29 protein-coding genes are annotated in these 23,838 nt (G+C 66.9%); 18 read left to right on the plus strand and 11 right to left on the minus strand.

Annotated elements, in window-relative coordinates; genetic code table 11:
- Positions 1 to 2: 2 nt before the first annotated feature.
- Both ASE64_RS15635 and ASE64_RS15640 read right to left on the minus strand, forming a co-directional pair.
- Positions 3 to 1,388, minus strand: a complete 1,386-nt coding sequence (locus ASE64_RS15635) for a pyridoxal phosphate-dependent decarboxylase family protein (RefSeq protein ID WP_055782646.1) — start codon at positions 1,386 to 1,388, stop codon at positions 3 to 5.
- Positions 1,389 to 1,483: 95 nt separating this feature from the next.
- The gene (locus tag ASE64_RS15640) at positions 1,484 to 1,861 is read right to left on the minus strand and encodes an META domain-containing protein (RefSeq protein ID WP_055782650.1); all 378 of its coding nucleotides are present in this window, start codon (positions 1,859 to 1,861) and stop codon (positions 1,484 to 1,486) included.
- 182 nt (positions 1,862 to 2,043) lie between these two features.
- Between ASE64_RS15640 and ASE64_RS15645 the strand changes: the two genes are divergently transcribed.
- From ASE64_RS15645 to ASE64_RS15655, 3 genes are all read left to right on the plus strand, one after another.
- On the plus strand, positions 2,044 to 4,041 hold the full coding sequence (locus tag ASE64_RS15645; RefSeq protein ID WP_055782653.1) for a S1 family peptidase: 1,998 nt from the start codon (positions 2,044 to 2,046) through the stop codon (positions 4,039 to 4,041).
- Between the two features lie 111 nt (positions 4,042 to 4,152).
- On the plus strand, positions 4,153 to 5,247 hold the full coding sequence (locus tag ASE64_RS15650) for an S-(hydroxymethyl)mycothiol dehydrogenase (RefSeq protein WP_055782655.1): 1,095 nt from the start codon (positions 4,153 to 4,155) through the stop codon (positions 5,245 to 5,247).
- On the plus strand, positions 5,247 to 5,876 hold the full coding sequence (locus ASE64_RS15655; protein ID WP_055782658.1) for an MBL fold metallo-hydrolase: 630 nt from the start codon (positions 5,247 to 5,249) through the stop codon (positions 5,874 to 5,876). Before ASE64_RS15650 ends, ASE64_RS15655 begins: the two co-directional genes overlap by 1 nt.
- A 4-nt stretch (positions 5,877 to 5,880) precedes the next feature.
- On the opposite strand, the gene ASE64_RS15660 is transcribed toward ASE64_RS15655, so the two are convergent.
- On the minus strand, positions 5,881 to 6,495 hold the full coding sequence (locus ASE64_RS15660) for an HAAS signaling domain-containing protein (protein WP_055782660.1): 615 nt from the start codon (positions 6,493 to 6,495) through the stop codon (positions 5,881 to 5,883).
- Positions 6,492 to 6,827, minus strand: coding sequence for a PadR family transcriptional regulator (locus tag ASE64_RS15665; RefSeq protein WP_055782663.1), 336 nt, complete (start codon positions 6,825 to 6,827; stop codon positions 6,492 to 6,494). The genes ASE64_RS15660 and ASE64_RS15665 overlap by 4 nt, the downstream gene beginning before the upstream one ends.
- Before the next feature lie 72 nt (positions 6,828 to 6,899).
- Between ASE64_RS15665 and ASE64_RS15670 the strand changes: the two genes are divergently transcribed.
- From ASE64_RS15670 to ASE64_RS15680, 3 genes are all read left to right on the plus strand, one after another.
- Entirely contained in the window at positions 6,900 to 7,268 is a 369-nt protein-coding gene (locus tag ASE64_RS15670; RefSeq protein ID WP_055782666.1) for a pyridoxamine 5'-phosphate oxidase family protein, read from the plus strand.
- On the plus strand, positions 7,258 to 7,770 hold the full coding sequence (locus tag ASE64_RS15675) for a GNAT family N-acetyltransferase (RefSeq protein ID WP_055782669.1): 513 nt from the start codon (positions 7,258 to 7,260) through the stop codon (positions 7,768 to 7,770). Before ASE64_RS15670 ends, ASE64_RS15675 begins: the two co-directional genes overlap by 11 nt.
- A 174-nt stretch (positions 7,771 to 7,944) precedes the next feature.
- A complete protein-coding gene (locus ASE64_RS15680; protein WP_055782672.1) occupies positions 7,945 to 8,781 on the plus strand; it encodes an alpha/beta fold hydrolase in 837 nt (278 codons plus the stop codon).
- Between the two features lie 69 nt (positions 8,782 to 8,850).
- Here ASE64_RS15680 and ASE64_RS15685 read toward each other — a convergent pair whose 3' ends face one another.
- Together ASE64_RS15685 and ASE64_RS15690 are read right to left on the minus strand one after the other, a co-directional pair.
- The gene (locus tag ASE64_RS15685) at positions 8,851 to 9,306 is read right to left on the minus strand and encodes a GNAT family N-acetyltransferase (protein WP_055782675.1); all 456 of its coding nucleotides are present in this window, start codon (positions 9,304 to 9,306) and stop codon (positions 8,851 to 8,853) included.
- 71 nt (positions 9,307 to 9,377) lie between these two features.
- A complete protein-coding gene (locus ASE64_RS15690; protein ID WP_055782678.1) occupies positions 9,378 to 10,430 on the minus strand; it encodes an SDR family oxidoreductase in 1,053 nt (350 codons plus the stop codon).
- A gap of 85 nt (positions 10,431 to 10,515) precedes the next feature.
- On the opposite strand from ASE64_RS15690, the gene ASE64_RS15695 reads away from it, so the two are divergent.
- Positions 10,516 to 10,830 carry an ArsR/SmtB family transcription factor gene (locus ASE64_RS15695; RefSeq protein ID WP_055782679.1) on the plus strand — a complete coding sequence of 105 codons (315 nt, stop codon included), beginning with the start codon at positions 10,516 to 10,518 and terminating at the stop codon, positions 10,828 to 10,830.
- Here ASE64_RS15695 and ASE64_RS15700 read toward each other — a convergent pair.
- From ASE64_RS15700 to ASE64_RS15715, 4 genes are read right to left on the minus strand one after another with little or no spacing between them, the layout of a single operon-like run.
- Positions 10,820 to 11,278 (minus strand): GAF domain-containing protein, encoded by a 459-nt coding sequence (locus ASE64_RS15700; protein ID WP_055782682.1) that lies wholly within the window; start codon positions 11,276 to 11,278, stop codon positions 10,820 to 10,822. The genes ASE64_RS15695 and ASE64_RS15700 overlap by 11 nt on opposite strands.
- The gene (locus ASE64_RS15705; protein WP_055782687.1) at positions 11,275 to 11,508 is read right to left on the minus strand and encodes a hypothetical protein; all 234 of its coding nucleotides are present in this window, start codon (positions 11,506 to 11,508) and stop codon (positions 11,275 to 11,277) included. Before ASE64_RS15705 ends, ASE64_RS15700 begins: the two co-directional genes overlap by 4 nt.
- Positions 11,505 to 12,152: a phosphoribosylanthranilate isomerase gene (locus ASE64_RS15710; RefSeq protein WP_055782690.1), complete on the minus strand. Its 648-nt coding sequence runs from the start codon at positions 12,150 to 12,152 to the stop codon at positions 11,505 to 11,507. Before ASE64_RS15710 ends, ASE64_RS15705 begins: the two co-directional genes overlap by 4 nt.
- A gap of 36 nt (positions 12,153 to 12,188) precedes the next feature.
- Complete coding sequence (locus ASE64_RS15715) at positions 12,189 to 12,887, minus strand: helix-turn-helix transcriptional regulator (protein WP_055782691.1); 699 nt, start codon at positions 12,885 to 12,887, stop codon at positions 12,189 to 12,191.
- 73 nt (positions 12,888 to 12,960) lie between these two features.
- Between ASE64_RS15715 and ASE64_RS15720 the strand changes: the two genes are divergently transcribed.
- The 5 genes from ASE64_RS15720 (at position 12,961) to ASE64_RS15740 (ending at position 17,687) form a co-directional block, all read left to right on the plus strand.
- On the plus strand, positions 12,961 to 13,701 hold the full coding sequence (locus ASE64_RS15720) for an alpha/beta fold hydrolase (RefSeq protein WP_055782693.1): 741 nt from the start codon (positions 12,961 to 12,963) through the stop codon (positions 13,699 to 13,701).
- A gap of 62 nt (positions 13,702 to 13,763) precedes the next feature.
- Positions 13,764 to 14,648, plus strand: a complete 885-nt coding sequence (locus tag ASE64_RS15725; RefSeq protein WP_055782696.1) for a siderophore-interacting protein — start codon at positions 13,764 to 13,766, stop codon at positions 14,646 to 14,648.
- Between the two features lie 71 nt (positions 14,649 to 14,719).
- The gene (locus tag ASE64_RS15730; protein WP_055782698.1) at positions 14,720 to 15,673 is read left to right on the plus strand and encodes an ABC transporter substrate-binding protein; all 954 of its coding nucleotides are present in this window, start codon (positions 14,720 to 14,722) and stop codon (positions 15,671 to 15,673) included.
- The gene (locus tag ASE64_RS15735; protein WP_055782701.1) at positions 15,670 to 16,680 is read left to right on the plus strand and encodes an iron chelate uptake ABC transporter family permease subunit; all 1,011 of its coding nucleotides are present in this window, start codon (positions 15,670 to 15,672) and stop codon (positions 16,678 to 16,680) included. The genes ASE64_RS15730 and ASE64_RS15735 overlap by 4 nt, the downstream gene beginning before the upstream one ends.
- Positions 16,680 to 17,687, plus strand: coding sequence for a FecCD family ABC transporter permease (locus ASE64_RS15740; RefSeq protein ID WP_055782704.1), 1,008 nt, complete (start codon positions 16,680 to 16,682; stop codon positions 17,685 to 17,687). The genes ASE64_RS15735 and ASE64_RS15740 overlap by 1 nt, the downstream gene beginning before the upstream one ends.
- A gap of 4 nt (positions 17,688 to 17,691) precedes the next feature.
- On the opposite strand, the gene ASE64_RS15745 is transcribed toward ASE64_RS15740, so the two are convergent.
- Positions 17,692 to 18,366, minus strand: a complete 675-nt coding sequence (locus ASE64_RS15745) for a M15 family metallopeptidase (protein WP_055782707.1) — start codon at positions 18,364 to 18,366, stop codon at positions 17,692 to 17,694.
- Between the two features lie 87 nt (positions 18,367 to 18,453).
- On the opposite strand from ASE64_RS15745, the gene ASE64_RS15750 reads away from it, so the two are divergent.
- The 6 genes from ASE64_RS15750 (at position 18,454) to ASE64_RS15775 (ending at position 23,838) form a co-directional block, all read left to right on the plus strand.
- Complete coding sequence (locus tag ASE64_RS15750) at positions 18,454 to 19,128, plus strand: response regulator transcription factor (RefSeq protein WP_055782710.1); 675 nt, start codon at positions 18,454 to 18,456, stop codon at positions 19,126 to 19,128.
- Positions 19,121 to 20,218 (plus strand): sensor histidine kinase, encoded by a 1,098-nt coding sequence (locus ASE64_RS15755; protein WP_055782711.1) that lies wholly within the window; start codon positions 19,121 to 19,123, stop codon positions 20,216 to 20,218. The genes ASE64_RS15750 and ASE64_RS15755 overlap by 8 nt, the downstream gene beginning before the upstream one ends.
- Positions 20,219 to 20,355: 137 nt before the next feature.
- On the plus strand, positions 20,356 to 20,838 hold the full coding sequence (locus ASE64_RS15760; RefSeq protein WP_156352010.1) for a hypothetical protein: 483 nt from the start codon (positions 20,356 to 20,358) through the stop codon (positions 20,836 to 20,838).
- Positions 20,835 to 21,929, plus strand: coding sequence for a peptidoglycan-binding protein (locus tag ASE64_RS15765; RefSeq protein ID WP_055782717.1), 1,095 nt, complete (start codon positions 20,835 to 20,837; stop codon positions 21,927 to 21,929). The genes ASE64_RS15760 and ASE64_RS15765 overlap by 4 nt, the downstream gene beginning before the upstream one ends.
- Positions 21,926 to 22,615, plus strand: coding sequence for an ABC transporter ATP-binding protein (locus ASE64_RS15770; RefSeq protein WP_055782720.1), 690 nt, complete (start codon positions 21,926 to 21,928; stop codon positions 22,613 to 22,615). Before ASE64_RS15765 ends, ASE64_RS15770 begins: the two co-directional genes overlap by 4 nt.
- Positions 22,612 to 23,838: an ABC transporter permease gene (locus ASE64_RS15775; RefSeq protein WP_055782722.1), complete on the plus strand. Its 1,227-nt coding sequence runs from the start codon at positions 22,612 to 22,614 to the stop codon at positions 23,836 to 23,838. Before ASE64_RS15770 ends, ASE64_RS15775 begins: the two co-directional genes overlap by 4 nt.

Below are 23,838 nucleotides of genomic sequence, written 5' to 3' on the forward strand. Positions count from 1 at the left end.
GGTCAGTCGGCTTGTCGGAGCGAGCCGAGTAGTAAAAGGAGGGCATCGACGTCATCCTCTGTGGTTCGCCATGACGACACCGAGATGCGGAATGCGCTGCGGCCTTTCCACACCGTCTGACCGAACCAGGTCTCTCCCGAAGCCTGGGCTGCCTCTGTGATCCGCCGGGTCTGATCCGGATCGTCTGTCGAGACAAGCACCTGATTCAGAACGACCCGGTTCAGCACGTCGTAGCCTGCATCGCGTAGCCCCTCGGCCACGCGGTCGGCGAGGTGCATGGTGCGTTCGACCAGATCGGCGACACCCACCCGCCCCAGTGTGCGCAAGGCGGCCCAGACGGGAATGCCGCGGGCGCGCCGCGAGAATTCGAGTGTGCGATTGCGTTGAGCATCAAAAGATGGCGACAGGTAGACCGCATCGGATTTCATCGCCCCGACGAGAGCCTCCGGGTCACGGAGGATGACCATGGCGCTGTCGTAGGGGGTGTTCAGCCATTTGTGACCGTCGACGGTCCACGAGTCGGCCCGTTCGACGCCAGCGGTGAGCTGCCGGTGCTTCGACGCCCGCGCCCAGAGGCCGAAGGCTCCGTCGATATGCACCCAGGCGCCCGCGGCTTCGGCACGGTCGATCAGCTCCGCGAACGGATCGAACTCACCCGAGTTGACCTCGCCGGCCTGCAAAATCAGGATCGTGCTCGCGTCGAGCGCGGGCAGCTGCAACACATCGATGCGCCCGTGGTCGTCGACCGGCACCCACTCCACGTTGTCGAGGCCGAAGCCGAGGAGTCTGAGCGCCTTGACTACGACAGCGTGGGCGAGTTCGCTGGCGACGATTCGCACGTTGGGCGAACCGCCGAGCCCAGCCCTGTCGACGTCCCAGTTCTGGGCCGCGAGGATCGCGCGGCGAGCAGCAGAGAGAGCGATGACGGTTCCAGCCGAGGCGCTGGTAGTGAACCCGACGGCGCTCGATCGGGGCAGATCGAGAATCTCGAGTAGCCAGGCGCCGGCCACCTCCTCGATGGTCGCAGCGGCGGGCGATCCTGCAAAAGACGAGCCACTGTTGTCCCACGCGAGCGCCATCCTGTCGGCGGCGGCGGCTACCGGCAGCGTGGCACCGGTCACGAATCCGAAGTAGCGGCCGCCGTTGCTCTCGACGGCTCCAGCGGAGCCCTTCTCGTCGAGCAATCGAAGAGTGGAGCGAGCGTCGTGGCCTTCGACCGGAAGGGGCTCCCGGAATGCCCGCAACTCATCGACGGCGGCGGAATCAGGAAAGACTCGACGCGATCCGATGCCCTCGATGTACGATCTCGCGCGCCGATCGGCATCGTCGATGAGTTCGAGTTCGTCGAGGCGACCGGGTCGTGTCGGTAGTGAGGCGTCGGAGGTCATCCGATCATGATCTCGTTCCTGTCGAACGGGCACGAGAGCCAATCGAACATTGTGGCCTCCTCGTTCGAGCACCGTCACCGAATCTTCGGCACAGGTCAGCGACGCTGGAGCTGAACGATCTCACTGCCTTTGTAGTCTCGCGTCGTCATCGTGTCACCGTCGATGACCGCAGAGGACATTCCGTGGAACGACGTCGTGACCCCCATGCACGCCTTCAGCGTCGACAGATCGAGCCTGAAGCGAACCTCGTCGTCGACCACGGTGGCGGTGCCGGTGAACTTGTTGCACCCGTCGTCTCCCGTGAGGTTTCCGCTCCCGTCGATCGTCAGCCACGCGGTATCCGGATCTGCGGCCTGCCAGGTGCCTTCGGGGTCGGTTGTCGCCGTGCCGCTCGATGCGGAGCTCGCGCAACCAACGAGGCCGAGCAGTGCGCCACCGCTGATCGCCAGGGCAAGAATCGATGAGGTTCGCATGACGCCATCTGATCAGGTGGCACGGCGAGTTTCAAGTAACTGAGATTAACCTTCGAGGTTTCTTTGCTTTTGCCTTGAGTTCTTAATTACGCTCTCAGAGGCGGGGGTATCTCGGCGGCACGTGCAGCCAGAACCAGATCTATGCCCTCAGCTCTTATCGCATACGGAACTAGGGGTAACACTTGTCCACTTGGAAAAAGAGGGCTGCGTACGTCGCAGTCTGCTCGCTCGCGCTGACGGGCCTCAGCGGAACGTTCGGCACAGCCGCGTTCGCCACCGAGGGCGACGACGTCGCTCCCACGTCGGGCGCACAGTTCGACACGCTCGCACAGTCACTGCTGACTGAAGATGCCGTTCAGGCCGTGGCGACAGACGCCGACGGCAACGTCGTCATCTACACGACCGAGCCCACCGCCGACATCGGCGCCGGCGCGCGCTCCGTTGCAGAAGACAACAGCAACGTGCTCGTCGAGGTCATGGATGCGCCGATCTCCGCGTATTCCACCAACGACGTCGTCGGCGGTGCCGGCTACGCAGGCCTGACAGACCCCAACGCAACGTCGGCCAGCCTCTGCTCCATCGGATTCTCCGCATGGTCGCCTGCCGGTGCCCCCGCCGTCATCTCGGCCGGTCACTGCACCGAAGACGGCACGGCCGTGATCAGCGCCCTGACCCTCCCCTCGGGAGACACTGCTGGCGGAGCCCCTGAGGGTAGCCCCGTCACGTTGACGCAGCCGCTCGGCGAGCTCGCCTTCTCCCAGTACGGCGGCCCGGGCAACACCGCCGGCGAAGAGGGCAAAGCAGACAGCGTCGACATCTCGGTCATCGATGTGACCAACCCGGCGCTCAACACTCTGCCGCAGGTCACCGACTGGACGACCTCGGCCAGCGAAGACCTCTCCACCTCGACCCGCCCGGTTCGTTCCGTCGGTGCAGCCGAGGTAGGCGCTCAGGTCAGCAAGAGCGGTCGCACGACCGGCTTCACCTCCGGACCAGTCGAGTCCGTCGGATGGGCCAACGTCGAAGGCCGCCAGGTCTCCGGATTCCTGTCGATCCTCACCTCGAGCCAGGGCGACTCGGGTGGCTCGATCATCCAGGGTGACCGCGCCGTCGGCGTCGTCTCCGGTGGAACCACCGTCGAGGGCCAGTCCGTCATGTGGGGTGCGAACATCCAGAACGGTCTCGCCCTGACCGGCGGCTACACCGTTGCACTCTTCCTCGATGCACCGGCCGTCACCGAGCAGAGCGCCCCGTACTTCACCGACGCTCCCGTCTCGGGAACCGGTCCTGCGGGCGCCACCCTCACCGTGACGCCGGAGAACGGCACCCCGTTCGACGTCGCGATCGATGCCAACGGAGCCTGGTCCTTCCCCGCACCCGGCACCGAGGGCAACTACAGCTACTCCATCGTCGCGAAGAAGGGCTTCGACACCTCGGCGTCCGCCACCTTCGACATCGCCGTGGTTCTCGCACCGCCCGTCTTCACCGCCCCGCTCGACGGTCAGCTGATCGAGACGTCGCTCAAGGCAGTCACCGGAACCGGCAAGGCCGGCGCGACCGTCACCCTCACCGGCGACGTGACCGGTACCGCTACGGTCGATGGCGCTGGAAACTGGTCGGTTCCCGCCGACCTGTCGTACGGCGCGTACAGCATCACCGCCACCCAGGAAACGCCTGACGTGATCCCCACGCAGAACCGTGAGTTCCAGGCACTGGCCGCGTCCGGCGGCGCCACCGTCGCCTTCCAGGTCGGCCCGGTGGCCCCCGTCATCAGCAGCCCCGCCAACGGCGTGGCCTATGTCGAAGGCAGCGGCCCCACCCAGGTGAGCGGCACCGGCATCAACGGCGCGGTCGTCAGCGTGTCTGTCAACGGCGTCTCGGCCGGCACGGCCACGGTCGCCAACGGCGCATGGGTCCTGTCCCTCGTCGGACAGCTCGCGGCCGGATCGGTGACCATCACCGCCACGCAGGCGATCAACGGCATCACCGGAACCGCAGCGACCTCGACCATCACGATCACCGCGGTCACGGCACCGGCAGGAACCCCGGGTACTCCCGCGGCCCTCGCCAACACGGGTGCGCCCGTGATGCCGCTGCTCGGAGGGGGCCTCGCCCTGCTCCTGGCCGCCGGTGGAATGATGCTCATCGCACGTCGCATCGGTGCCACCCGAACCAACTAGCACGATAAGAAAAGGGGCAGCAGCGACCACCCGGTCGCTGCTGCCCCTTTTCTGCGCGCCGATGACAGGTACGCTGAAACGGCCTTGCCCCCGCACAAAGGAGTCCGCTCGATGTCCATCACCGTGTCCGGCGTCATCGCCCGCTCGAAGGGCTCACCCGTCGAACTGACCACCATCGTCATCCCGGATCCCGGGCCAGGCGAGGCCGTCGTCGACATCGAGACGTGCGGCGTCTGTCACACCGACTACCACTACCGCGAGGGCGGAATCAGCGACGATTTCCCCTTCCTCCTGGGCCATGAGGCCGCCGGCCGGGTCAGCGCCATCGGCGAGGGCGTCACGAACGTGAAGGTCGGCGACTTCGTGGTGCTCAACTGGCGCGCCGTCTGCGGCGAGTGCCGCGCCTGCCTGCGCGCCGAGCCCTGGTACTGCTTCAACACCTTCAACGCCACCCAGAAGATGACCCTCGAAGACGGCACCGAGCTGAGCCCCGCGCTCGGCATCGGCGCCTTCGCCGAGAAGACGCTCGTGCACGCCAAGCAGTGCACGAAGGTGAATCCGGATGCCGATCCCGCCGCCGTGGGCCTGCTCGGCTGCGGCATCATGGCCGGCCTGGGTGCCGCCATGAACACCGGCAATGTGACACGAGGCGACTCCGTCGCGGTCATCGGATGCGGCGGCGTGGGCACCGCAGCCATCGTCGGTTCGCAGCTGGCCGGCGCCAGCACCATCATCGCCATCGATCGCGACGCCAAGAAACTCACCAAGGCGACAGCCCTCGGCGCGACCCATGTGATCGACTCCAGCGAGCTCGACGAGGCCGGAGTCGTGGCGGCCGTGCAGGAACTCACGAACACCTTCGGCGCCGACGTCGTGATCGACGCGGTCGGTCGCCCCGAGACCTGGCGTCAGGCTTTTTACGCCCGCGACCTCGCCGGAACCGTCGTTCTCGTCGGCGTTCCCACTCCCGACATGATGCTCGAGATCCCCCTGCTCGATGTGTTCGGCCGGGGAGGCTCGCTCAAGTCGAGCTGGTACGGCGACTGTCTGCCCGAACGTGATTTCCCCATGCTCACAGATCTCTTTCTGCAGGGCCGACTGCCCCTCGACGAATTCGTGACCGAGCGAATCGGCATCCGCGACATCGAAGAGGCGTTCGCCAGCATGGCGAGCGGCGACGTGCTGCGTTCGGTGGTGGTTCTGTAATGGCTGCCCGCATCGAGAATCTCGTCACGAGCGGCACGTTCAGCCTCGACGGCGGAACCTGGGATGTCGACAACAACGTGTGGATCGTCGGCGACGACCGTGAGTGCGTCGTGATCGACGCCGCCCACGATGCCGACGCCATCCTGGCCGCCGTCGGCGAGCGCACCGTCACCGCGATTCTGTTGACGCACGCCCACAACGACCACATCGACGCCGTCGCGGCGCTGCAGGCCGCGACCGGCGCGCCCGTACTGCTGAACGACGGCGATCGGATGCTCTGGGACGCGGTCTACCCCGACACCGCGCCGAGTTCCGGCCTGGTCGATGGCCAGGCTCTCATTGTCGCGGGCACGGAGCTGCACGTGCTGCACACTCCGGGCCACTCCCCCGGAGCGGTGTGCTTCTACGCCCCGTCACTGGGCACGGTCTTCAGCGGAGACACGCTGTTCAATGGCGGGCCGGGTGCAACGGGCCGCTCGTACAGCGACTTCGGCACGATCATCGAATCGATCACCGCGAAACTGCTGACGCTGCCCGACGAGACCGTCGTGCTCACCGGTCACGGCGACGCGACGACGATCGGCGCCGAGGCCCCGCACCTCGACGAATGGATCGCTCGCGGCCACTGACCCCCTAAGGCTGCGGCTGGGCCCGCCAGCCGCGCTTGTTGGCCCGAACCAGAAGCACGATGCCCTCGATCGGCAGCACGATGAACATCACGATGAACACCACGTGCCACTGCGCCACGAACGCAACGGCCAGCGTGGGCTGATTGGGCACGCTCGGTTGGTTCTGCCCGATCAGGCTCGCCACGAACGACAGCGCGAGCACGATCAACCCGGCGGAGAAGGGCCGCACCCACGCGACGATCTTCTCGCGGCGCGTCCAGGCCTTCGCCATGCCGACCCACACGAGACCGACGAGCGGACCGAGGATCGGCACGACGAAGGTGCCGATGATGAGCACGAGCACGGCGGCGATCGAGAACGCGCGGCCGGGAACGGGTTCTGCCACGGCGGGTGCCGGAGCCGCGGGCGGCTGAGGCATCTCGGCGCGCGCCTCAGCAGCGATGAGCGCGGGGTCGTCCATCTCGGCGATGCGAGCCGACGCCGCTTGATCGTCGAGACCGGCGAGTTCTTCGCGGATGCCCGACACGATCTCGAAGCGAACATCGGGGTCGACTCCTACGAGCGCCGTATCGAGGCGGGCGAGATAGGTCTTGACGGCATTCGAAGTCTGTTCGGTCATGAGCCGCTGTCCTTTCCGACGAGCTGATCCACGGTGGCAGCAAAGGGCGCCCATTGCTGGCGGAACGAGTCGAGCTGCGACTCGCCTTGAGCCGTGAGCCTGTAGTACTTGCGCACCGGGCCGGAGGCCGATGCCTCGTCGTATGCGGTGACGAGCCCCTGACTGCGCAGGCGGGCGAGCATGGGATAGAGAGTTCCGATGCTCGCGATCAGTCCGCTCGCGACGAGTCGCTCCGAGAGCTCCCAGCCGTACATCGCCTGCCGCGAGAGCAATCCGAGCACACAGAACTCGACGACGCCCTTGCGAAGCTGCGTGCCGACGTCCGCTACCATGCATAACACGTTACGTGCGATGCAAGATAGTTGCAAGTGCGTCGCCGAGGCCCAGGTCGCGATACTGGTGGAATGAGATCGCCTGTCGACGCCCCCTGCGTGTGGATCACGACACTCCGCGCCGACGGGTCACCCCATACGACCCCGGTCTGGTTCGTTGCGACAGGCGACACCTTCTGGGTCGCGTCGGCTGCGACGAACGTGAAGGTGCGAAACGCCCTGGCAGATGATCGGGTCTCGCTCGCGATCGACGGGTCCGGAGCCGACCCGCACGTCGCCCAGGGCAACGTTGTCGTCCACCACGACATCGCAGGATTCCCCGACGTCGTCTCACTCTTCATGCAGAAGTACGACGGCTGGAACCTGCTCGACGAGACGGTGGACGGTGCGCGCGTCCTCCTCGAGATCTCGATTGAACGGTGGCTGCTCGGTGGATCGTAAAGACAACACCCATCCCATCTCCGCGCGTCGGGCCGACCTCGAGGGACCGGACAGCGAAGGGGTGGGTCTTCTCGTCGAGGCCTACCTGAGGCAGACCGAGCGAGAGAAGGCTGCGCACCTCGGTGGCGCTCCCGCCGATGCCCCTGTTCCCTCGCGATATCGAGCGGAGATCGACGAGCCGGCGAGAGCCTATGAGGACTCGGTCGTCTATGTCGCCGAGTCGAAGGGTGAACTCCTCGGCGTCGTCGTCGTGAAGACGAACACAGCGACGCGCGAGATCAAGCGGCTATGGGTCGATCCCGGTGCCCGCGGCCGACGCGTCGGCGCCGCCCTGATCGACGCGGCGATCGAGCTCAGAGACCTGCCCGTGCGGCTGACCGTCTGGGATTGGCGCGCCGACGCCATCCAGCTGTATCGCTCGAGGGGCTTCCAGGTGGCGGAGTCGTGCGAAGAGCGGGCGAGACTCGTGTGCATGCAGCTCGAGCCAGAGCGGAGCCTCTAATTGCGACGGATGATCGGGCCTTACTGAACAGATGTCGGAACCCTTGCGCTTTCCCTCGATTGCGCTGTGCAGCGGGGCTACTGTGAAAACGCTCCTCACCTCATCGACGAGCAGAATTCCCACACGCAGTCGTCCCGAGCACGACTTGGTTCGACACGAAAATGGAGGTCAATCATGGCGTTTGTGACCGTAGAAGACGGCACCGAGATCTACTACAAGGACTGGGGATCGAAGGACGCCCAGCCCATCGTGTTCCACCACGGCTGGCCCCTGTCGAGCGATGACTGGGATGCTCAGATGCTGTTCTTCCACTCCAAGGGCTACCGCGTCATCGCGAGTGACCGCCGCGGCCACGGTCGATCCACCGACATCGGCACCGGGCACGACATGGACCACTACGCGAGCGACGTCTCGGCAGTGGTCGAGCACCTCGACCTGAAGAACGCGATCCACATCGGTCACTCCACGGGTGGCGGCCAGGTCGCGCGCTACGTCGCGAAGTTCGGCGAGCCGCAGGGCCGCGTCGCGAAGGCCGTGCTCGTCTCGTCGGTGCCGCCGCTGATGGTGCAGACCGACGCCAACCCCGAGGGCACGCCCATCGCGGTCTTCGACGGATTCCGCGAGGCCCTCGCAGCCAACCGTTCCGAGTTCTACCAGGCCGTCGCATCCGGCCCCTTCTACAGCTTCAACCGCGAGGGCGCGAAGGTGTCGGAGCCGGTGATCGCGAACTGGTGGCGTCAGGGCATGACGGGCAGCGCGCTCGCCCACTACGAAGGCATCAAGGCCTTCTCCGAGACCGACCAGACCGAAGATCTGAAGTCGATCTCGGTTCCCGTTCTCGTCACCCAGGGTGACGACGACCAGGTCGTTCCCTACAAGGATGCTTCGCTGAAGCAGCACGAACTGCTGCAGAACTCGACCCTGAAGGTCTACGAGGGCTACCCCCACGGAATGCTCACGACGCACGCCGACGTGATCAACCCCGACCTGCTCGCGTTCATTCAGCAGTAACGACATCACGCTCGGCGCTCGCGCCGACAGCAGACGGCGCACCCCGGAGAACCCGGGGTGCGCCGTTCGTCATCTCGCCAGAGAGCACGACCAGGCGACCTCGCGACCCAGCTGACCCGTCTCGACGAAGAGGCTCACCTGGTGGGTGTCGGCAAGAGCCGCCGCGAGCTCGTCACGGTCGGCGCCCGTGAAGCCCAGCTTCTGCCAGAACGGTCCGGATCGCCGCGAGAACAACCACGCGCGCTCGACTCCCGCCTGTCGCGCGGCATCCATCGCGAATCGCGCGAGGCGGGAGCCCGACCCGGCCGAACGCTGCTGCGGATCCACCGCAACGCTCCGGATAAGCGCGTGTCGGCCATCCGCGCTGAGCTCGAAACCCGTGCTGCCGACGACCCGGCCGGCTTCATCTCGCTCGACCCACAGGCGCACCCCTGGCGCATCGAGTCCAGCCAGAGTCAGATCGGCCGCCCGCAGAAACTCTCGGATCGGGCCGATGTCAGAGGGGGACACGCGTTCCAGCTGCACGCCTCGATTATGCCCATGCTCGCTGCGGCGAATCGAATCGCGCAGTCGAACCCTCAGCCGCGACGCGCCGACTACGGAATGAGACGCTGCTCGCGAAGATCTCCGAAGATGCGCAAGATCATGGCCCGGGTGTCGACGTACTCATGAAAACCGGCACGTCTCGATTTCGACGCATCAGAGATGACGTCGTAGTCCCACGCGAAGACGAAGTCTCCGAAGGCCCACGACGACACGTCGGAGTATGGGGTGGCGACCAGCCCATGGCGCTCGACCATCGCGTTCCACAACTCCTCTTTGTCGGCCATCACCTCGGTGAGATCCATCTCGAGCGGCGGAGCAACCTCGAGCTCGAAGAACGCCGCAATCTCGGGCCACATCGTCGACCACCGGAAGAGGTCGCCGTTGGTGATATTGAAGGCCTCGTTGCGGGCAGCCGGAGTGGTGGCGGCCCAGACCGTGGCTTTCGCAAGCAGGTCGGCGTCGGTCATCTCGATGAGCGAGGTGTAGGCACCAGGTCTGCCAGGGAACCGCAGCGGAATGCCCAACTCCTTGCTCATCGAGGCGTACACGGCGATCACCATGGCGAGGTTCATCGGATTTCCGAGCCCGATGCCGGCGACGACGGAGGGCCGCAGGGCAGACCACGTCCACGTCGATCCCACCTGGCGACGCTCGAGAAACTGCTGCTGATCGACGTTGAACTCGGGCGGCATGTGCGGCGGATCGGACTCCTTCGCGGGCGTCGCGAAGGGGCCGAGGTGGGCGCCGTAGACCTTGTAGCCCTGCATGAGGCTGATGTGTTCGAGCGCCGGAGCGACAGCCTCGATGGCATCGACGACATTCGTCAGCATGGCCATGTTCGGCGCGACCAGCTCGGCCCATCGAGGGCGGTCTTGATAGGCCGCGTAGAAGACGTGAGTCACGTGCGACAAGCCCCGCAGTGCCACGGCCGTGGCCTCACGGTCGAGCAGATCGACAGCAATATGTCTCACTCGCTCGCGGTCGTCGCCGCCTCGGCGCGAGAGGCCGATGATGTCCCACTCCCCGAGCGCCTCGAGGTGCTCGATCAGATTGCCTCCGATCACCCCGCGCGCTCCGACGACGAGTGCGGTCTTCTGTTCCATTGGTCCTCCATCGTTACATCGCAATTTACCGATCTAAGGTCTACCACAACATCGGTAAACCGCGATATTGCGATATTATGAACGAGTGAAAGAAACGCAGGAGCTCGATCTGGTGGCCGTCTTCAAGGCTCTCGGCCATCCGACGCGACTCGCGATTCTCGGATGGTTGAAGGAGCCGGAGTCGTTTCCACCGCAGGATCAGCCCGCGTCCGAGGTCGGAGTGTGCCTCAAGCACATCCAGGCCAGGGCCGAGGTGTCGCAGTCCACGGCCTCGCAGTTCATGGCCACACTCCAGCGGGCAGGGCTGGTGACCTGCACCCGCATCGGGCAGTGGTCCCACTACAGCCGAAACGAACCGGCCATCGCGGCACTCGGCACGCAGCTGGCGGTCAGCCTGTAGCCCGATCGAACGAGACCAAGACCGGCACGATGGGGGCGGCGAGCTCGATTGCAGCATCGACGGACGAGGGGTCGTAACGCCCTTCGGCATCGAGCAGGTTGATCGAACCGATGGTCGCACCGTCGTGAACGACGGGCACATTGATGATCGCGCCGCAACCGAGCGACTCGATGAGTTCGTGGTCTGCAAAATTCGCTCGCAGGTCCTCCACATCGAAACTGGCCCAGGGCTGCTGCTGCACCACAACACGGTCGTACCAGGGATCGTCGTCGCCCTCCCGAAGCGGCTCTCCTACGCCACCGACCGGATAGCTCGCCGGATCCGTCGAGTACACCCGCGTCATCCGGTTCTCATCGACCTCGATCGTCGAGATCGTCACGAGTCTGGCGCCCGGCGATCGGCGGGCCGCCGCGACCAGATCTCGGAAGGTGTCGTGCGCATCGATCATCGCGGCGTCTGGAAAGCGTTACCAGAAGCAGGCTCAGGGTCGACGACGTTGTCTTGCCGACGGTCAGCGACCGCGGCTGCCACGTTGTTGATAGCCGCGATCAGGGCGCCGAGAAAGATCGTGGCCACGACGAGCAGGGTCTTGCCGGTCGTGCCCAGTCCGCCGTCCATGAGCGCGAAGACGACAACAGCGACTCCGAGACCGTAGGCGGCCCACGACATATTCTTCATCCGGCCACGCTATCCGTGCGCCCAGGAGAAGTCGACCGCGCGTTGGCCACGAATCGCTCGATGAGCGCGTGATCCTTGACACCCGGGCCTGACTCGACGCCGCTCGAGACGTCGACTCCCATCGGTTCGGCTTGGGCGACCGCCTGTGCCACATTCTCCGGATCGAGTCCGCCGGCCAACAGCCAGGGGCCGGAGGGTCGCTGCGTCTGCAATTCCCCGAGATCCCAGCGCTCGCCCGATCCGGCTCTAGGCGAATCGATCAACAACATCTCCTCACCCCACGACTCGAGATGGCTCTCATGCGTCGCCTTGCCGAGCGACGTGGCCCGCCACACGCGCGGAAAGAGCTCCAGCGTGCGCTCGACCTGCAGCCGGTCGAATCCGTGCACCTGAAGCACATCGACGCCGCATCCCTCAGCCGCAGAGGCGGCCGCCTCGGGGCTGAGACCTTTCGTCACCAGCACGGTCGTCGCTCGCCCGGCGGTGTACTCGACAAGCCGACGGGCCGTCTCTGCATCGACGAACCGAGGACTGCCCTCGGCGATCACGAAGCCGACGGCATCCGCCCCCGCCGCTATGGCCACATCGATCGCGGCCTCGGTGCGGAGGCCGCAGATTTTCACGGTGAGTGCGGGGAGAACCATGCGGGCGAGCCTAGCGGGCGGGGGACGTGGATCGGCTTATACGCCCCGACCATGGACAGGTCTGGCGTTCACCGGTGGCGTGCCGACCTCGTCGATGCTGTGGCCTTCGCACGCCGTCTTGGTGACGCTGGCTCGCTCGATGCGTGACACGGCGAACCATCGCATCTCATTGCGCATCCTGCACCATCCGACGAGGTACCACTGGCCATTCGTCGAGGCGAAGAGCACGGGCTCGACGTCGCGCGTGGTCGTGATCTCGGATCGAGATGTGTAGCGGAGGCGCACGACCCGCTGCTCGGCCATCGCCTCCTCCAGCGCCGACCTGATCGTTCGCGAGGCAGAGCGAGTCTCGGCGACCCAAACCCTGTCGGCCAGCTGATCGGCGCGCGCCCGAGTGAGGGGATCGAGGACATCGAGAATTTTCTGAACGCCGGATGCCGCCAGGTCGGAATACGGGGCATCGGGCGCGGCGGACACGGCCGCCATCAGCGCGACGGCCTGAGCAGCGGACAGGCTGACCGGAGGGAGGGATGCGCCTATCGCCAAGCCGTAACCGCCACCTGGACCGGGGCGGGACCAGATGGCCGCGCCGCTGCGTTCGAGCGTCTCCAAGTCTCGCTTGACGGTGCGCACCGACACGCTGAACTCTTTCGCCAGCCTGTCGGCGGAACAGCCTCGCGATCCGTTGCGGCGCAGCATCTCGGTCAGTGCGTGGAGCCGTTCTGCACGCTTCACAGCACGATGCGTTTCAGATTCATGACACAGATAGTGACATACACCTGCCCGGGGGGCATACGAGGGTGGGTACATGACTACTCAGAAAAACAAACCGATCATTGTTCTCGTCGCCGGCCACTGGCTTGGTGCTTGGGCGTGGGATGACGTCGTCGAGCATCTAGACCCCGACCGCTCGCAGGCAATCGCAATCACGCTGCCCGGCCTCGACGAAGACGATCCGGATCGTGCGACGAGAACCCTCGACGATCAAGCTGCGGCGCTACTCGACCTCCTCGCTCGCCTCGCTGCCTCCGAGGCCCAGCCAGCGACACTCGTCGCTCACAGCGGCGCGAATGGACCCGTCAGCCTGATCCTCGATCGCCACCCCGAACTCGTCGATCGGGTGGTGTGGGTCGACTCGGGCCCGATGGCATCAGGGAGCGCCTTCGCCCCAGACTTTCCAGAAGACGTTCTCGAGCTGCCACTCCCACCCTTCGACGTCCTCGCTCAGCAGGCGAGCCTCGACGGGTTGACCGGTGAGGCGCTCGAGCGTTTTCGAGCCCGGGCGACCCCTGAGCCTGGCCCAGTGATTCGCCAGAGAATCGAGCTCACGAACGACGCCCGCAACACCGTGCCGACCACGATGGTCTGCTGTTCGATCTCGAGCACGCAGGTGCTCGAGATGGCCCGGGGAGGACATCCCATGTTCGCTGAAGTCGCGAACCTCGAAACGCTCGACGTTGTCGATCTCCCGACGGGCCATTGGCCGATGTGGAGTCGTGCAGGAGACCTCGCCGAGGTCATTCAGGCGACGGTGTCGCCTCGCAGCTGATCGCATCCTCGACGCAGCGGCGCGAGGCATGACCTCGCACGAACCCCGCTAGGCTCCCTCGGGTGACGATCGTGCCCGGAACCCCCGCGTACCGCCTCTTCGACACACGCGTCGTGCGCACCCGCGCGATCTCGCCGACATTCGTTCGCGTCACGCTCGGATCGCCATCGCTTCGACACTTCGCTCCGTATGGTCTCGACCAGCGGCTCAAACTCATTCTTCCGCATGACGTGAGCCATGCCAGGGCGCGACGGCAGCCGTGGGAGGGACCGTTCTCGGGCGACGTCGACGGGCTCTCCGTCGCCGAGTGGCGGGCTGCGCTGGCCAGCATGCCCGCGGGCGAACGCCACCTCGCGCGCACGTACACGACCGGCCGCGCGCGACCGCGGGAGTGCGAGGTCGATATCGACTTCTTCATCCATCACCCGGCCGGGCCCGCTTCGACCTGGGCCAGCTGCGCCGCTGTCGGCGACCGAATGCTGGTCTCGGGGCCGGATGCGCGGGCGAACGACCGTCGGCACGGCATCCAATGGCGACCGGCCGAGCCGCCCACCGCCGTGCTGCTACTCGGTGACGAGACGGCGGTCCCGGCCCTCACCGGGATAGCCAGCTCCCTCGGAAGCGGCACCCGAGGCGTCATCGTGGTCGAGGCCGACGACGTCGACGCATGCCCGCCGATCGAGCAGGTTCCGAGCGAGGTGGCCGTGCACTACGTCGCCCGCGAGGGCCGACCACCCGGCGAGACTCTGGCCGTTGCCGCGGAATCGTGGGCGGCGTCGGATGCACCCGACGCGCGAGCGGCCGGCACGGCTTTCGCCGCATGGATTGCTGCCGAGAGTTCCGCGGTTCCCCGGCTTCGTTCTCTTGTCGCCGAGGCCGGAATCCCGCGCGACCTTCTGCACTCTCAGGGATATTGGAACCACGGTGCACGCGGTCCGAGGATTTAGATAGGGTACCCTAACCTGGGTCGCCATCGTCGTCGACGCATCCACCCGACGTCGAACGAGAGCGCCCTTCCATGCCCCTGCTTCCCCCCGCTTCCCCACGCTTTCGACGACCCGCACTGCTCGTGGGGCTCGTTCTCTCGGCCATGGTCTTCTCGGGCTGTTCGGCGGCGGCAACCACGGCCCCGGCCGCAACCGACGCCGCGGCGGCAGGCACCATCAGCGTGACGCATGCTCGCGGAGAGTCAGAGGTGCCGGCTCAGGCGAAGCGCGTGGTGGTACTCGAGCCCGTCGCACTCGACGCGTCGGTCGCCCTCGGAATCGTGCCCGTGGGTGCAGCCGTACTCAACGAGGCTGCCGGCATCCCCTCGTATCTCGGTAAAGAAGCGAGCGGCATCACGTCGGTCGGTACGGTGACCGAGCCCAACGTCGAGAAGATCGCGGCCCTCAAGCCCGACCTCATCATCGGCACCGAGTCGCGCCATTCGGCGCTGTACGACCAGCTGTCGTCCGTCGCGCCCACGGTCTACCTCGCCTCGCAGGCCGATCCGTGGAAGGACAATGTGAAGCTGGTGGGCAAGGCCCTCGGCCGGGTCGACGAGGCAGACACTCTGCTTGCCGACTACGACGCTCGCTGCAACGAGGTCAAGACCGAATTCGCGGTGGAGGGGAAGACCGCGCAGCTCATCCGCCCCCGCGACGGGCTGCTCACGGTCTACGGACCCGAGTCGTTCGCCGGCAGCACCCTCGAGTGCGTCGGCTTCACCACGCCCCCGAGAGATTGGCAGAACTCGATCTCCGTCGATCTGTCACCCGAGAAGGTCCTCGAGGCGAGCGCCGATCTCGTGGTCGTCACCACGACCGACGTCGACGACCCGACGACTATGCCCGAGGCGATCACCGCCAACGCGTCATCGTTCCCCGATGTGCACCTCGTCGACCAGTCGTACTGGATCACCGGGGTGGGACCGATGGGCGGCCTCAAGGTGCTCGACGACATCGAGAGCATCCTCCGCGACGCGCGGTGACCAGTCACCCGACCCGCAGCTTCGTTCTCTTCGTCGCGGGAGCCTTCGGGCTCATCGCGCTGCTCGTCGTTCTCTCGCTCGTGATCGGCGCGAACATGATCGCGCCGACGGTGCTCCTCGACACCCTGACGGGCGGCGGAACGGAAGAGTCGCGGTTCATCCTCTTGGATCAGCGAGTGCCCCGTACCGTTGCGGCGCTCGTCGTCGGCGCCGGACTCGGCGGGGCGGGCGCGCTCATCCAGGCCGTCACGCGCAATCCACTGGCCGATCCGGGGATCCTCGGGGTCAACGCCGGGGCCGCCGCCGCGGTGGCCGGTGCCATCGTGTTCCTCGGAGTCGCCAGCCCCGGCCAGTACGTGTGGTTCGCATACGCGGGGGCCTTCGTTCTGACGGCGGCTGTGTTCCTCCTCGGTTCGGCAGGCCCACGTCGGGCCGACCCGCTGACTCTGACCTTCGCGGGCCTGGCCGTCGGAGCCGTGCTCTCGGGGCTCACCACGGGCCTCACCCTGACGAACCCCGATGCCTTCGAGCGGATGCTCGGCTGGTCGGCCGGCAGCCTACTCGGTCGTGGGTTCGACGTGACGACCCCGGTGCTTCTCCCGCTGGTCGTGGGCATCGCGCTCGCACTGGCGATCGCCGCGGCACTCAACGCTATGGCGCTCGGCGACGATGTGGCCGCGGGCCAGGGAGTGAGCGTTCCGCGTACTCGGCTGCTGGCCGTGGTCGCCATCACCCTTCTCGCCGGCACCGCCACCGCCGTCGCCGGCCCCATCTCGTTCGTCGGGCTGATGATGCCGCACGTCGTTCGCTGGATCGTCGGAGTGGATCAGCGCCGCATCATTGCCGGATCGATCGTCGCGGCGCCCGCTCTCGTACTCGCCTCCGACATCGTGGGGCGACTCGTGGCACTGCCAGCCGAGATGCCTGTAGGCATCGTCACGGCGTTCGTGGGTGCCCCCGTTCTCGTGCTCCTCGTGCGACGCAACCGACGGGTGACGGGACTGTGATGAACGACGCGCGACGGCGCATCCGCCCTGCCACGATCAACCTGGTGCTACTGATTCTGCTCGCCGCTCTCGCCGCGATCGGAGCGATGTCGGGAGACTTCCCGATTCCGTTCCCTGATCTCCTGAAGGTGATGTCGGGCACCGCGAACGACCTGACCACCACCGTTGTGCTCGAGTGGAGGCTGCCCCGCATCGCGGCAGCCATCGTGGTCGGCGCGGCACTCGGGGTCGCGGGCGGACTCTTCCAGACCGTCACGCACAACCCGCTCGCAAGCCCCGACGTGCTGGGGCTGTCGAACGGCGCCTTCGTCGGCATGCTCGTCTCGCTCATCGTGGCCGGGTCGTCTGTCGAGTCGCGCACGATCGGAGCCCTGATCGGCGGTCTCGCCACCGCGCTGCTCATCTTCGCCTTCTCGCGCGGCGTCGGATTCGGGGGCTTCCGTTTCATCATCGTGGGAGTCGCGATCTCATCGATGGCCGCCGCGTTCGGAACCTGGTTGCTGTTGCAGGTCGATCTCGACACCGCGCTGTTCGCCTCGGCCTGGGGCGCGGGCACGTTGGCCGGCGTCACCGCGGGAGGTGTCGCCACCGCCGCGGTGCTCATCGGCCTTCTCCTCGCCGTGATTCCTCTGCACGTTCGTGCGCTGCACCAACTCGGATTGGGTGACGATGTGGCCATCGTGACGGGAGTGCGCATTTCGGTCACCCGCATCACGATGCTCGCGGTCGGCGTGGTTCTCGTCTGCGTGGCGACCACCGTCGCAGGGCCCGTTGCCTTCGTCGCGCTCGCTGCCCCGCAGATCGCGAGACGCCTCGTCGGCACCCCGCACATTCCCTTCCTCACGACGGCCATCTTCGGTGCCGTCATGCTCAGCGCATCCGATCTGATCGCCCAGCACGCGCTACCGGTCACGCTGCCCGTCGGCGTCGTCACCGTGGTCGTCGGCGGCTGCTACCTCGTCTCGTTCCTCGTCAGAGAGGCACGCTCGCACCGGCGCACGGCCTGACCCGTCACGACCAGTCCCCGGCTGCGTCCATGCGCATGTCGGGACACTGGCCGCCCGGCGTCGTGGCGAGTTCGAAGTGCCAGCGCTCGTTGGCGTAGGTCTGGCAGAGCCCGTATTCGTATCCGTGCTCCATGAGCCACAGCTGCGCATCGAGGGGGCCGATGTCGACAGCCTCCCCCGTAACGTGCTTCGACTGGGTCGGCGACGATACGAACTCCCGCGCCGCCTCCTCACTGCCGTACGTCACCACGGCTTCGGCGAACAGCTCCTCCTGATACGCCACGCTCCGCCATCCGCTCGTGACCTCGATGGGCTGGCCGTCGACGGATGCCGCATCGCTCGCCTGGCGCAGCGCGTCGAGCAGCGCGGGGTCGAGTCGCGCGATGGCCGGCAGGTCGGAATCGACTCCGGCCGGTTCGGCGTCGGGGATCACGCCGTCGTCGGCACCGAAGACCGATGACTCGACGCCGGAGCCCGAGGCTGGCGCCGCGCCCGCCCCGACCGTGGGCGAGTCGGATGCGATCCACGACACCCCGAGCGCGATGGCGACGGCGAATGACACCGCGACGACCAGCACACCGATCATCGTTCCCGTTCTGAGGCCGCCCGCACGGTTGCGCCGATAACGAGGTGACCGCCCGACGCGGCGGATGACGAGCGGTGAGGTGTTGTGGGGCATGCCTCCATCCCACGCCTGGCGGTGTTGCGACGACGTAGCCTCTTTTACATACGCTGCCGATACGTGCCGTGAACTACGGTGGGGCGCATGCGGGTACTGATCGTCGAGGACGAGCTCTTTCTTGCGGAGGCCGTGCGCGACGGGCTCCGCCTCGAGGCGATCGCGTCCGATATCGCGGGTGACGGAGACACGGCTCTCGAGCTGCTCGATATCAACGACTACGACGTCGTCGTGCTCGACCGAGACATTCCCGGGCCCAACGGCGACGAGATCGCGCGCACGCTGTCGAGCCGCTCGCCGAGCCCGCGCATCCTGATGCTCACTGCGGCTGGCCGCCTCGACGACAAGGAGTCGGGGTTCGAGAGCGGCGCCGACGACTACCTGACCAAGCCGTTCGCGCTGCGTGAGTTGGTTCTGCGGCTGCGCGCCCTGGAGCGTCGTCCCGACGCGGCGAGTCCTCCGATGATCGAGTACGCCGATGTGCGGCTCGACCCGTTCCGCCGCGAGGTCTATCGCGGCGGCCGCTATGTGGCCCTGACCCGCAAGCAGTTCGCCGTGCTGCAGGTGCTGCTGTCGGCGAGGGGAGGCGTCGTCAGCGCGGAGCAGCTGCTCGAACGGGCCTGGGACGAGAATGCTGATCCGTTCACGAACGCCGTGCGCATCACCATCTCCGAGCTGCGCAAACGCCTCGGCCAGCCCTGGGTGATCCAGACCGTTCCCGGCACCGGCTACCGGGCGGGCGAGGCGGCGAACGATGAGTGAGCGAGCCAGGCCGCGCGGTCTGTCGGTGCGGATGCAGCTGACGCTGAGCTACGCCGCCTTCATCGTGGTCGTGGGTATCGCCATCTTCGTGGTGGGGTTCCTGCTGCTGCGCTTCGTGCCCGACAACGACCTCATCCTGGCCGACAACGGGGGCTTCGCTCCCGCTAGATCAGACCTTCTGAAGGTGTTCGTTCGCTACGCCCTGGTGGCGATCCTCGTGCTGGCCGTGCTCGGCCTCGGCGGCGGCTGGCTCGTGGCCGGTCGTATGCTCAAGCCGCTCACCCGCATCACCGAGGCCGCCCGGCTGGTTCGTGACGGCGCGCTCGACGTGCGCATCCGGATGCCGGGCCGCCAGAACGAATTGGCGGCGTTGGCTGACACCTTCGACGAGATGCTCGATCGGGTTCAGAGCTCGGTCGACGAGCAGCGCCGCTTCGCGGCCAATGCGTCTCACGAGCTTCGCACCCCGCACGCGGTGATCCGAACGATGCTCGAGGTCGCACGCGCCGACCCCGAGGGCCGCGACGTCGACCGCCTTCTCGAGCGCATCGACGAGATGAACGAGCGTTCGATCGTGCTCACCGACGCGCTCCTCGCACTCGCCGCCGCAGAGAATCACGAGGGCCGATTGGTGCCGTTCGATCTCGGTGAACTTGTGACCCAGACGGTCGGCGAATTCGCTGAGACGGCTGCGCACGCGCACGTGCAGCTGATGGCACAGACCGGCGCGACCACCGTGCGGGGGGATCGATCTCTGCTGCAGCGGCTCGTTGCGAACCTCGTTCAGAACGCGATCGTGCACAATCACGCCGCCGGAACGGTTCATGTCTCGGCGGCACAGGACTCGAACGGCGACAGCGTTCTCGAGGTGAGCAATACCGGCGCGCGCCTCGAGACGGCTGCGCTCGTCACCTACGCCGAGCCGTTCGTACGGGGCACGGGGCGAGTCCGCCAGGCTGGTGGTCACGTCGGATCGGGGCTCGGGCTCGCCATCGTCGCCTCGATCGCCGAGCTCCACTCGGCCAGGCTCGACCTGACTGCCCTCGATGACGGAGGGCTACGCGTCCGCGTGACCTTCCCGTCGCCCTGACTCTCGCCTCGCACGTCATGCCCGTCACGGCATATGAGAAACGTATCGAAATCGCCTTACGGTGACGCAACGCCGACGTCGCTTTGCTGGTGTTCACGGGCGTTCACAATCGCGCCCCACACCAGAAGGGCACCATCATGAACATCCTCTCCCCTCGCCTCGTCCGTTCCGCCGCGGCGCTGATGGCCGGCGCTGCCATCGTTCTCTCATTCGCCGGATGCGCATCCTCGGCCGATGACGCAGCAGGTACGTCCGGTGGAAAGGCCGTGTCTAGTGACGCAGAATTCAGCGCCGCCCGCGATGCCTACGATCTGAAGCTCGCCGAGTGCATGCGAGGCAAGGGTCTCGACGTCAAGGATCCCGAACCAGGCAAGGGAATCCAGGAGAGCGGCGAGGAGTTCAACGCGGCCGCATCGATCTGCATGAAAGAGCTCGGCGACCCGCCCGTATACGAATCCCCGCTGAGCGATGCCGAGGTTCTCACCATGCACCTCGCCTGGGCGAACTGCTTCCGCGAGCGCGGCTTCGACGTCGTCGACCCCCAGCTCGGGCAGGTGTTCGTCATCCCCGAGAACGCCACCGACGAGGATATCGCCGCCTGCACGGACCCCGCCCTGTGAACGAGCAGACCATCGCACCTCGCCGTCGCAGACGCGGCATCGTGATCGTGATCATCGTCGCCGTGGCGGTCGCAGGCCTGGCCGCGGGCTACCTCGTCTGGGCGCCCGCCTCCGAGTCGACGTCCGCGACACCCGCGCAGTTCTCGACCGCGCAGGTCAGCACGGGCAGCATCATCACCGAGACGAAGGTGTCGGGCACCGTGCAGTACGCGGCGAAGCAACCGGTCGTCTCAGGGCTCGCCGGCGTGGTCACCGAACTGCCCCCGGCCGGCGGCACGATCGTCGCCGGGTCGGCGGCGTACCGCGTCGACACCCGACCGGTGATCATGCTCTCAGGAACAACGCCCGCCTGGCGGGACTTCGCGACCGGAATGACCGATGGCGAGGACGTGCGGCAGCTGGAGCAGAATCTGATCGCCTTCGGCTTCTTCACCGGCGAGCCCGACGCGCGGTTCACCTGGAGCACCGCTGCCGCCATCCGCGCCTGGCAGAAGTTCATGGGGGTCGAGCAGACAGGAGCCGTGGAGCGGGCCTCGATCCTGGTCTCCGATCGGGAACTCCGGGTCGACTCTCTCGACAGCCGCCTCGGCTCGCAGGTCGCCGCCGGGTCGCCGCTCTTTCAGGCCACGAGCCTTCAGCAGGTCGTCGACGTGACCGTCAAGTCGGCCGATCGCGCCCTCGCCTCCGTCGGCGCGACCGTCACGGTGACACTGCCCACGGGCGGCACCACCGAGGGTGTCGTCGAGTCGATCGCGGCTCCCGCGAGCAAACCGGATGCCGATGGCACGGGCTCGAGCATCGTTGTGCCGGTGCGCATCTCGGTCGCCGACCAGGCCGCACTCGCGGGGCTCGCGCTGGCCGCCGTGACCGTCAGTTTCGCCAGCACCGCCAAGAACGACGTGCTCATGGTTCCGGTCGACGCACTCGTTCCCACCAGCGAGTCGGAGTTCGCCCTCGAGCTGCCGCGCACGTCGGCAGACGACGAACGTCGGCTGCTCGCCGTCACCGTCGGAACGTTCGCGTCGGGCAAGGTCGAGATCTCGGGCGACGGCGTCGTCGACGGTCTCACCGTCGTGGTTCCGGCCCGATGAGGCCCCTCATACGCCTCACCGATGTCGTGCGCAGTTACGGCTCGCCGCCGGTGCTCGCGCTCGCCGGGGTGAACCTCACCATCGATACCGGCGAGTTCGTCGCCATCGTGGGCGCGAGCGGATCGGGCAAGTCGACGCTGCTCAACGTGATCGGAACCCTCGACCGGCCCAGCTCGGGCTCCGTCTCGATCGACGGCGTCGACACGAGCAACCTTTCCGACTCAGAGCTCTCGGCGCTGCGATCACGACACATCGGTTTCGTGTTCCAGCAGTTCCACCTGCGCGACGGCGTGACCGCGTTGGAGAATGTCGCCGACGGCCTGCTCTACACCGGCACTCCGAGGCGCGACCGCCGACGCCGAGCGCACGAGGCGCTCGAACGGGTCGGCCTCGACCACCGGCTCTCCCACCAGCCGCATCAGCTGTCGGGCGGCGAGAGACAGCGAGTGGCCATCGCTCGAGCGGTCGCCGGTCGACCTCCGCTGCTGCTCGCCGACGAGCCCACCGGAAACCTCGACTCACGCTCGGGTGAGAGCGTCGTCGAGCTGCTGCACTCCCTCCACTCGGCAGGAACCAGCATCGTCGTCATCACCCACGACACCGCACTGGCGGCCCGCCTGCCCCGGCGCGTGTCCATCAGCGACGGCGCCGTCGTGTCCGATTCCCTGTTTGGAGCAGCCGCATGAGCACCCTGTACGTCGAGCGTGCAACCCAGAAACGCATCGCTGTGAGTCCCTCGCGCCTGCGGGCATCCGATCTCGTGTCTCTCGGGTCGGCGGGCCTCAGGGCCAAGCCGGCCCGCGCCATCCTCTCGGCTCTGGGAATCGCGATCGGCGTGGCCGCCATGGTCGCCGTGCTCGGGATCTCCGCCTCGAGCCAGGCGCGTCTGAACGACCGCCTCGCCGCCCTCGGCACCAACCTGCTGAGCGCAACGGCCACCCCGCCCTCGACAGGTGACCCGATCCCGCTGCCGGTCAACGCGACCGATCGACTGGATCGTCTGCCCGGAATCGAGGAGACCGCCTTTGTCGCCGACCTCGCCGACGTGCACGTGTATCGCAGCTCGTACAGCGACCCCGAGCGTACCGCCGGGCTGACGGTGACCGCGGCAGATCTGCCTCTCCTCGACACGGTCGCGGGCACGGTTCGTGCCGGCGCGTGGCTCGATCACACTGCTGCCGTCTTTCCCACGACCGTGCTCGGCTCCACCGCCGCAGAGCGTCTCGGTGTCTCCGAGCCCGGCACCCTGGTGTGGCTCGGCGGTCGAAACACCCTCGTCGTCGGGATCCTCGACCCCGTTGCTCTCGCACCCGAACTCGACATCGCCGCGCTCGTCGGTGTTCCCTTCGCGACCACCGATCACGCCTTCGCGGGCAACCCCACGAAGCTCTATCAACGCGTCGACGACACGTCGATCGACCGGGTCCGCGGTCTCATAGGCCCGGCGATACAGCCGGATGCCCCGGCGAGCGTGGCCGTATCGCGCCCGTCTGACGCGCTGGCCGCGATCAGCGCCGTCGACGAGACGTTCACCGGCATGCTGGTGGGGCTCGGATCGATCGCACTGCTCGTCGGGGCCATCGGAGTGGCCAACACCATGGTCATCTCCGTCATCGAACGGCGGCGCGAGATAGGGCTGCGGCGTGCGCTCGGGGCGACCCGTCGGCACATCAGACTGCAGTTCCTCACCGAGGCCCTCGTGCTCTCGGCGATGGGCGGAGTCGCGGGCGCGGGGATCGGCTACCTGGTCACGTTCGGAGTCGCGCTCACCAGCGGGTGGCCACCCGTCGTGCCGCCGCTCGTCATGGCCGCGGGAGTAGCGTCCACTCTGATCGTCGGGGCGGTCGCCGGACTCTACCCGGCCGTGCGCGCGGCGCGCACGCCGCCCACAGCCGCGCTGAACAGCTGA

This window comes from Agreia sp. Leaf210, assembly GCF_001421485.1.
GTDB lineage: Bacteria > Actinomycetota > Actinomycetes > Actinomycetales > Microbacteriaceae > Agreia.

Excerpts from the sequence above, each read along its gene's own strand:
- ASE64_RS15740 (WP_055782704.1), top strand. The coding sequence starts at position 16,680 with ATGAACGACGCGCGACGGCGCATCCGCCCTGCCACGATCAACCTGGTG.
- ASE64_RS15775 (WP_055782722.1), top strand. The coding sequence starts at position 22,612 with ATGAGCACCCTGTACGTCGAGCGTGCAACCCAGAAACGCATCGCTGTG.
- ASE64_RS15730 (WP_055782698.1), top strand. The coding sequence starts at position 14,720 with ATGCCCCTGCTTCCCCCCGCTTCCCCACGCTTTCGACGACCCGCACTG.
- ASE64_RS15760 (WP_156352010.1), top strand. The coding sequence starts at position 20,356 with ATGAACATCCTCTCCCCTCGCCTCGTCCGTTCCGCCGCGGCGCTGATG.
- ASE64_RS15700 (WP_055782682.1), bottom strand. The coding sequence starts at position 11,278 with ATGATCGATGCGCACGACACCTTCCGAGATCTGGTCGCGGCGGCCCGC.
- ASE64_RS15680 (WP_055782672.1), top strand. The coding sequence starts at position 7,945 with ATGGCGTTTGTGACCGTAGAAGACGGCACCGAGATCTACTACAAGGAC.
- ASE64_RS15650 (WP_055782655.1), top strand. The coding sequence starts at position 4,153 with ATGTCCATCACCGTGTCCGGCGTCATCGCCCGCTCGAAGGGCTCACCC.
- ASE64_RS15640 (WP_055782650.1), bottom strand. The coding sequence starts at position 1,861 with ATGCGAACCTCATCGATTCTTGCCCTGGCGATCAGCGGTGGCGCACTG.
- ASE64_RS15665 (WP_055782663.1), bottom strand. The coding sequence starts at position 6,827 with ATGGTAGCGGACGTCGGCACGCAGCTTCGCAAGGGCGTCGTCGAGTTC.
- ASE64_RS15670 (WP_055782666.1), top strand. The coding sequence starts at position 6,900 with ATGAGATCGCCTGTCGACGCCCCCTGCGTGTGGATCACGACACTCCGC.
- ASE64_RS15710 (WP_055782690.1), bottom strand. The coding sequence starts at position 12,152 with ATGGTTCTCCCCGCACTCACCGTGAAAATCTGCGGCCTCCGCACCGAG.
- ASE64_RS15720 (WP_055782693.1), top strand. The coding sequence starts at position 12,961 with ATGACTACTCAGAAAAACAAACCGATCATTGTTCTCGTCGCCGGCCAC.
- ASE64_RS15705 (WP_055782687.1), bottom strand. The coding sequence starts at position 11,508 with ATGAAGAATATGTCGTGGGCCGCCTACGGTCTCGGAGTCGCTGTTGTC.
- ASE64_RS15690 (WP_055782678.1), bottom strand. The coding sequence starts at position 10,430 with ATGGAACAGAAGACCGCACTCGTCGTCGGAGCGCGCGGGGTGATCGGA.
- ASE64_RS15635 (WP_055782646.1), bottom strand. The coding sequence starts at position 1,388 with ATGACCTCCGACGCCTCACTACCGACACGACCCGGTCGCCTCGACGAA.
- ASE64_RS15750 (WP_055782710.1), top strand. The coding sequence starts at position 18,454 with ATGCGGGTACTGATCGTCGAGGACGAGCTCTTTCTTGCGGAGGCCGTG.
- ASE64_RS15660 (WP_055782660.1), bottom strand. The coding sequence starts at position 6,495 with ATGACCGAACAGACTTCGAATGCCGTCAAGACCTATCTCGCCCGCCTC.
- ASE64_RS15655 (WP_055782658.1), top strand. The coding sequence starts at position 5,247 with ATGGCTGCCCGCATCGAGAATCTCGTCACGAGCGGCACGTTCAGCCTC.
- ASE64_RS15745 (WP_055782707.1), bottom strand. The coding sequence starts at position 18,366 with ATGCCCCACAACACCTCACCGCTCGTCATCCGCCGCGTCGGGCGGTCA.
- ASE64_RS15755 (WP_055782711.1), top strand. The coding sequence starts at position 19,121 with ATGAGTGAGCGAGCCAGGCCGCGCGGTCTGTCGGTGCGGATGCAGCTG.
- ASE64_RS15770 (WP_055782720.1), top strand. The coding sequence starts at position 21,926 with ATGAGGCCCCTCATACGCCTCACCGATGTCGTGCGCAGTTACGGCTCG.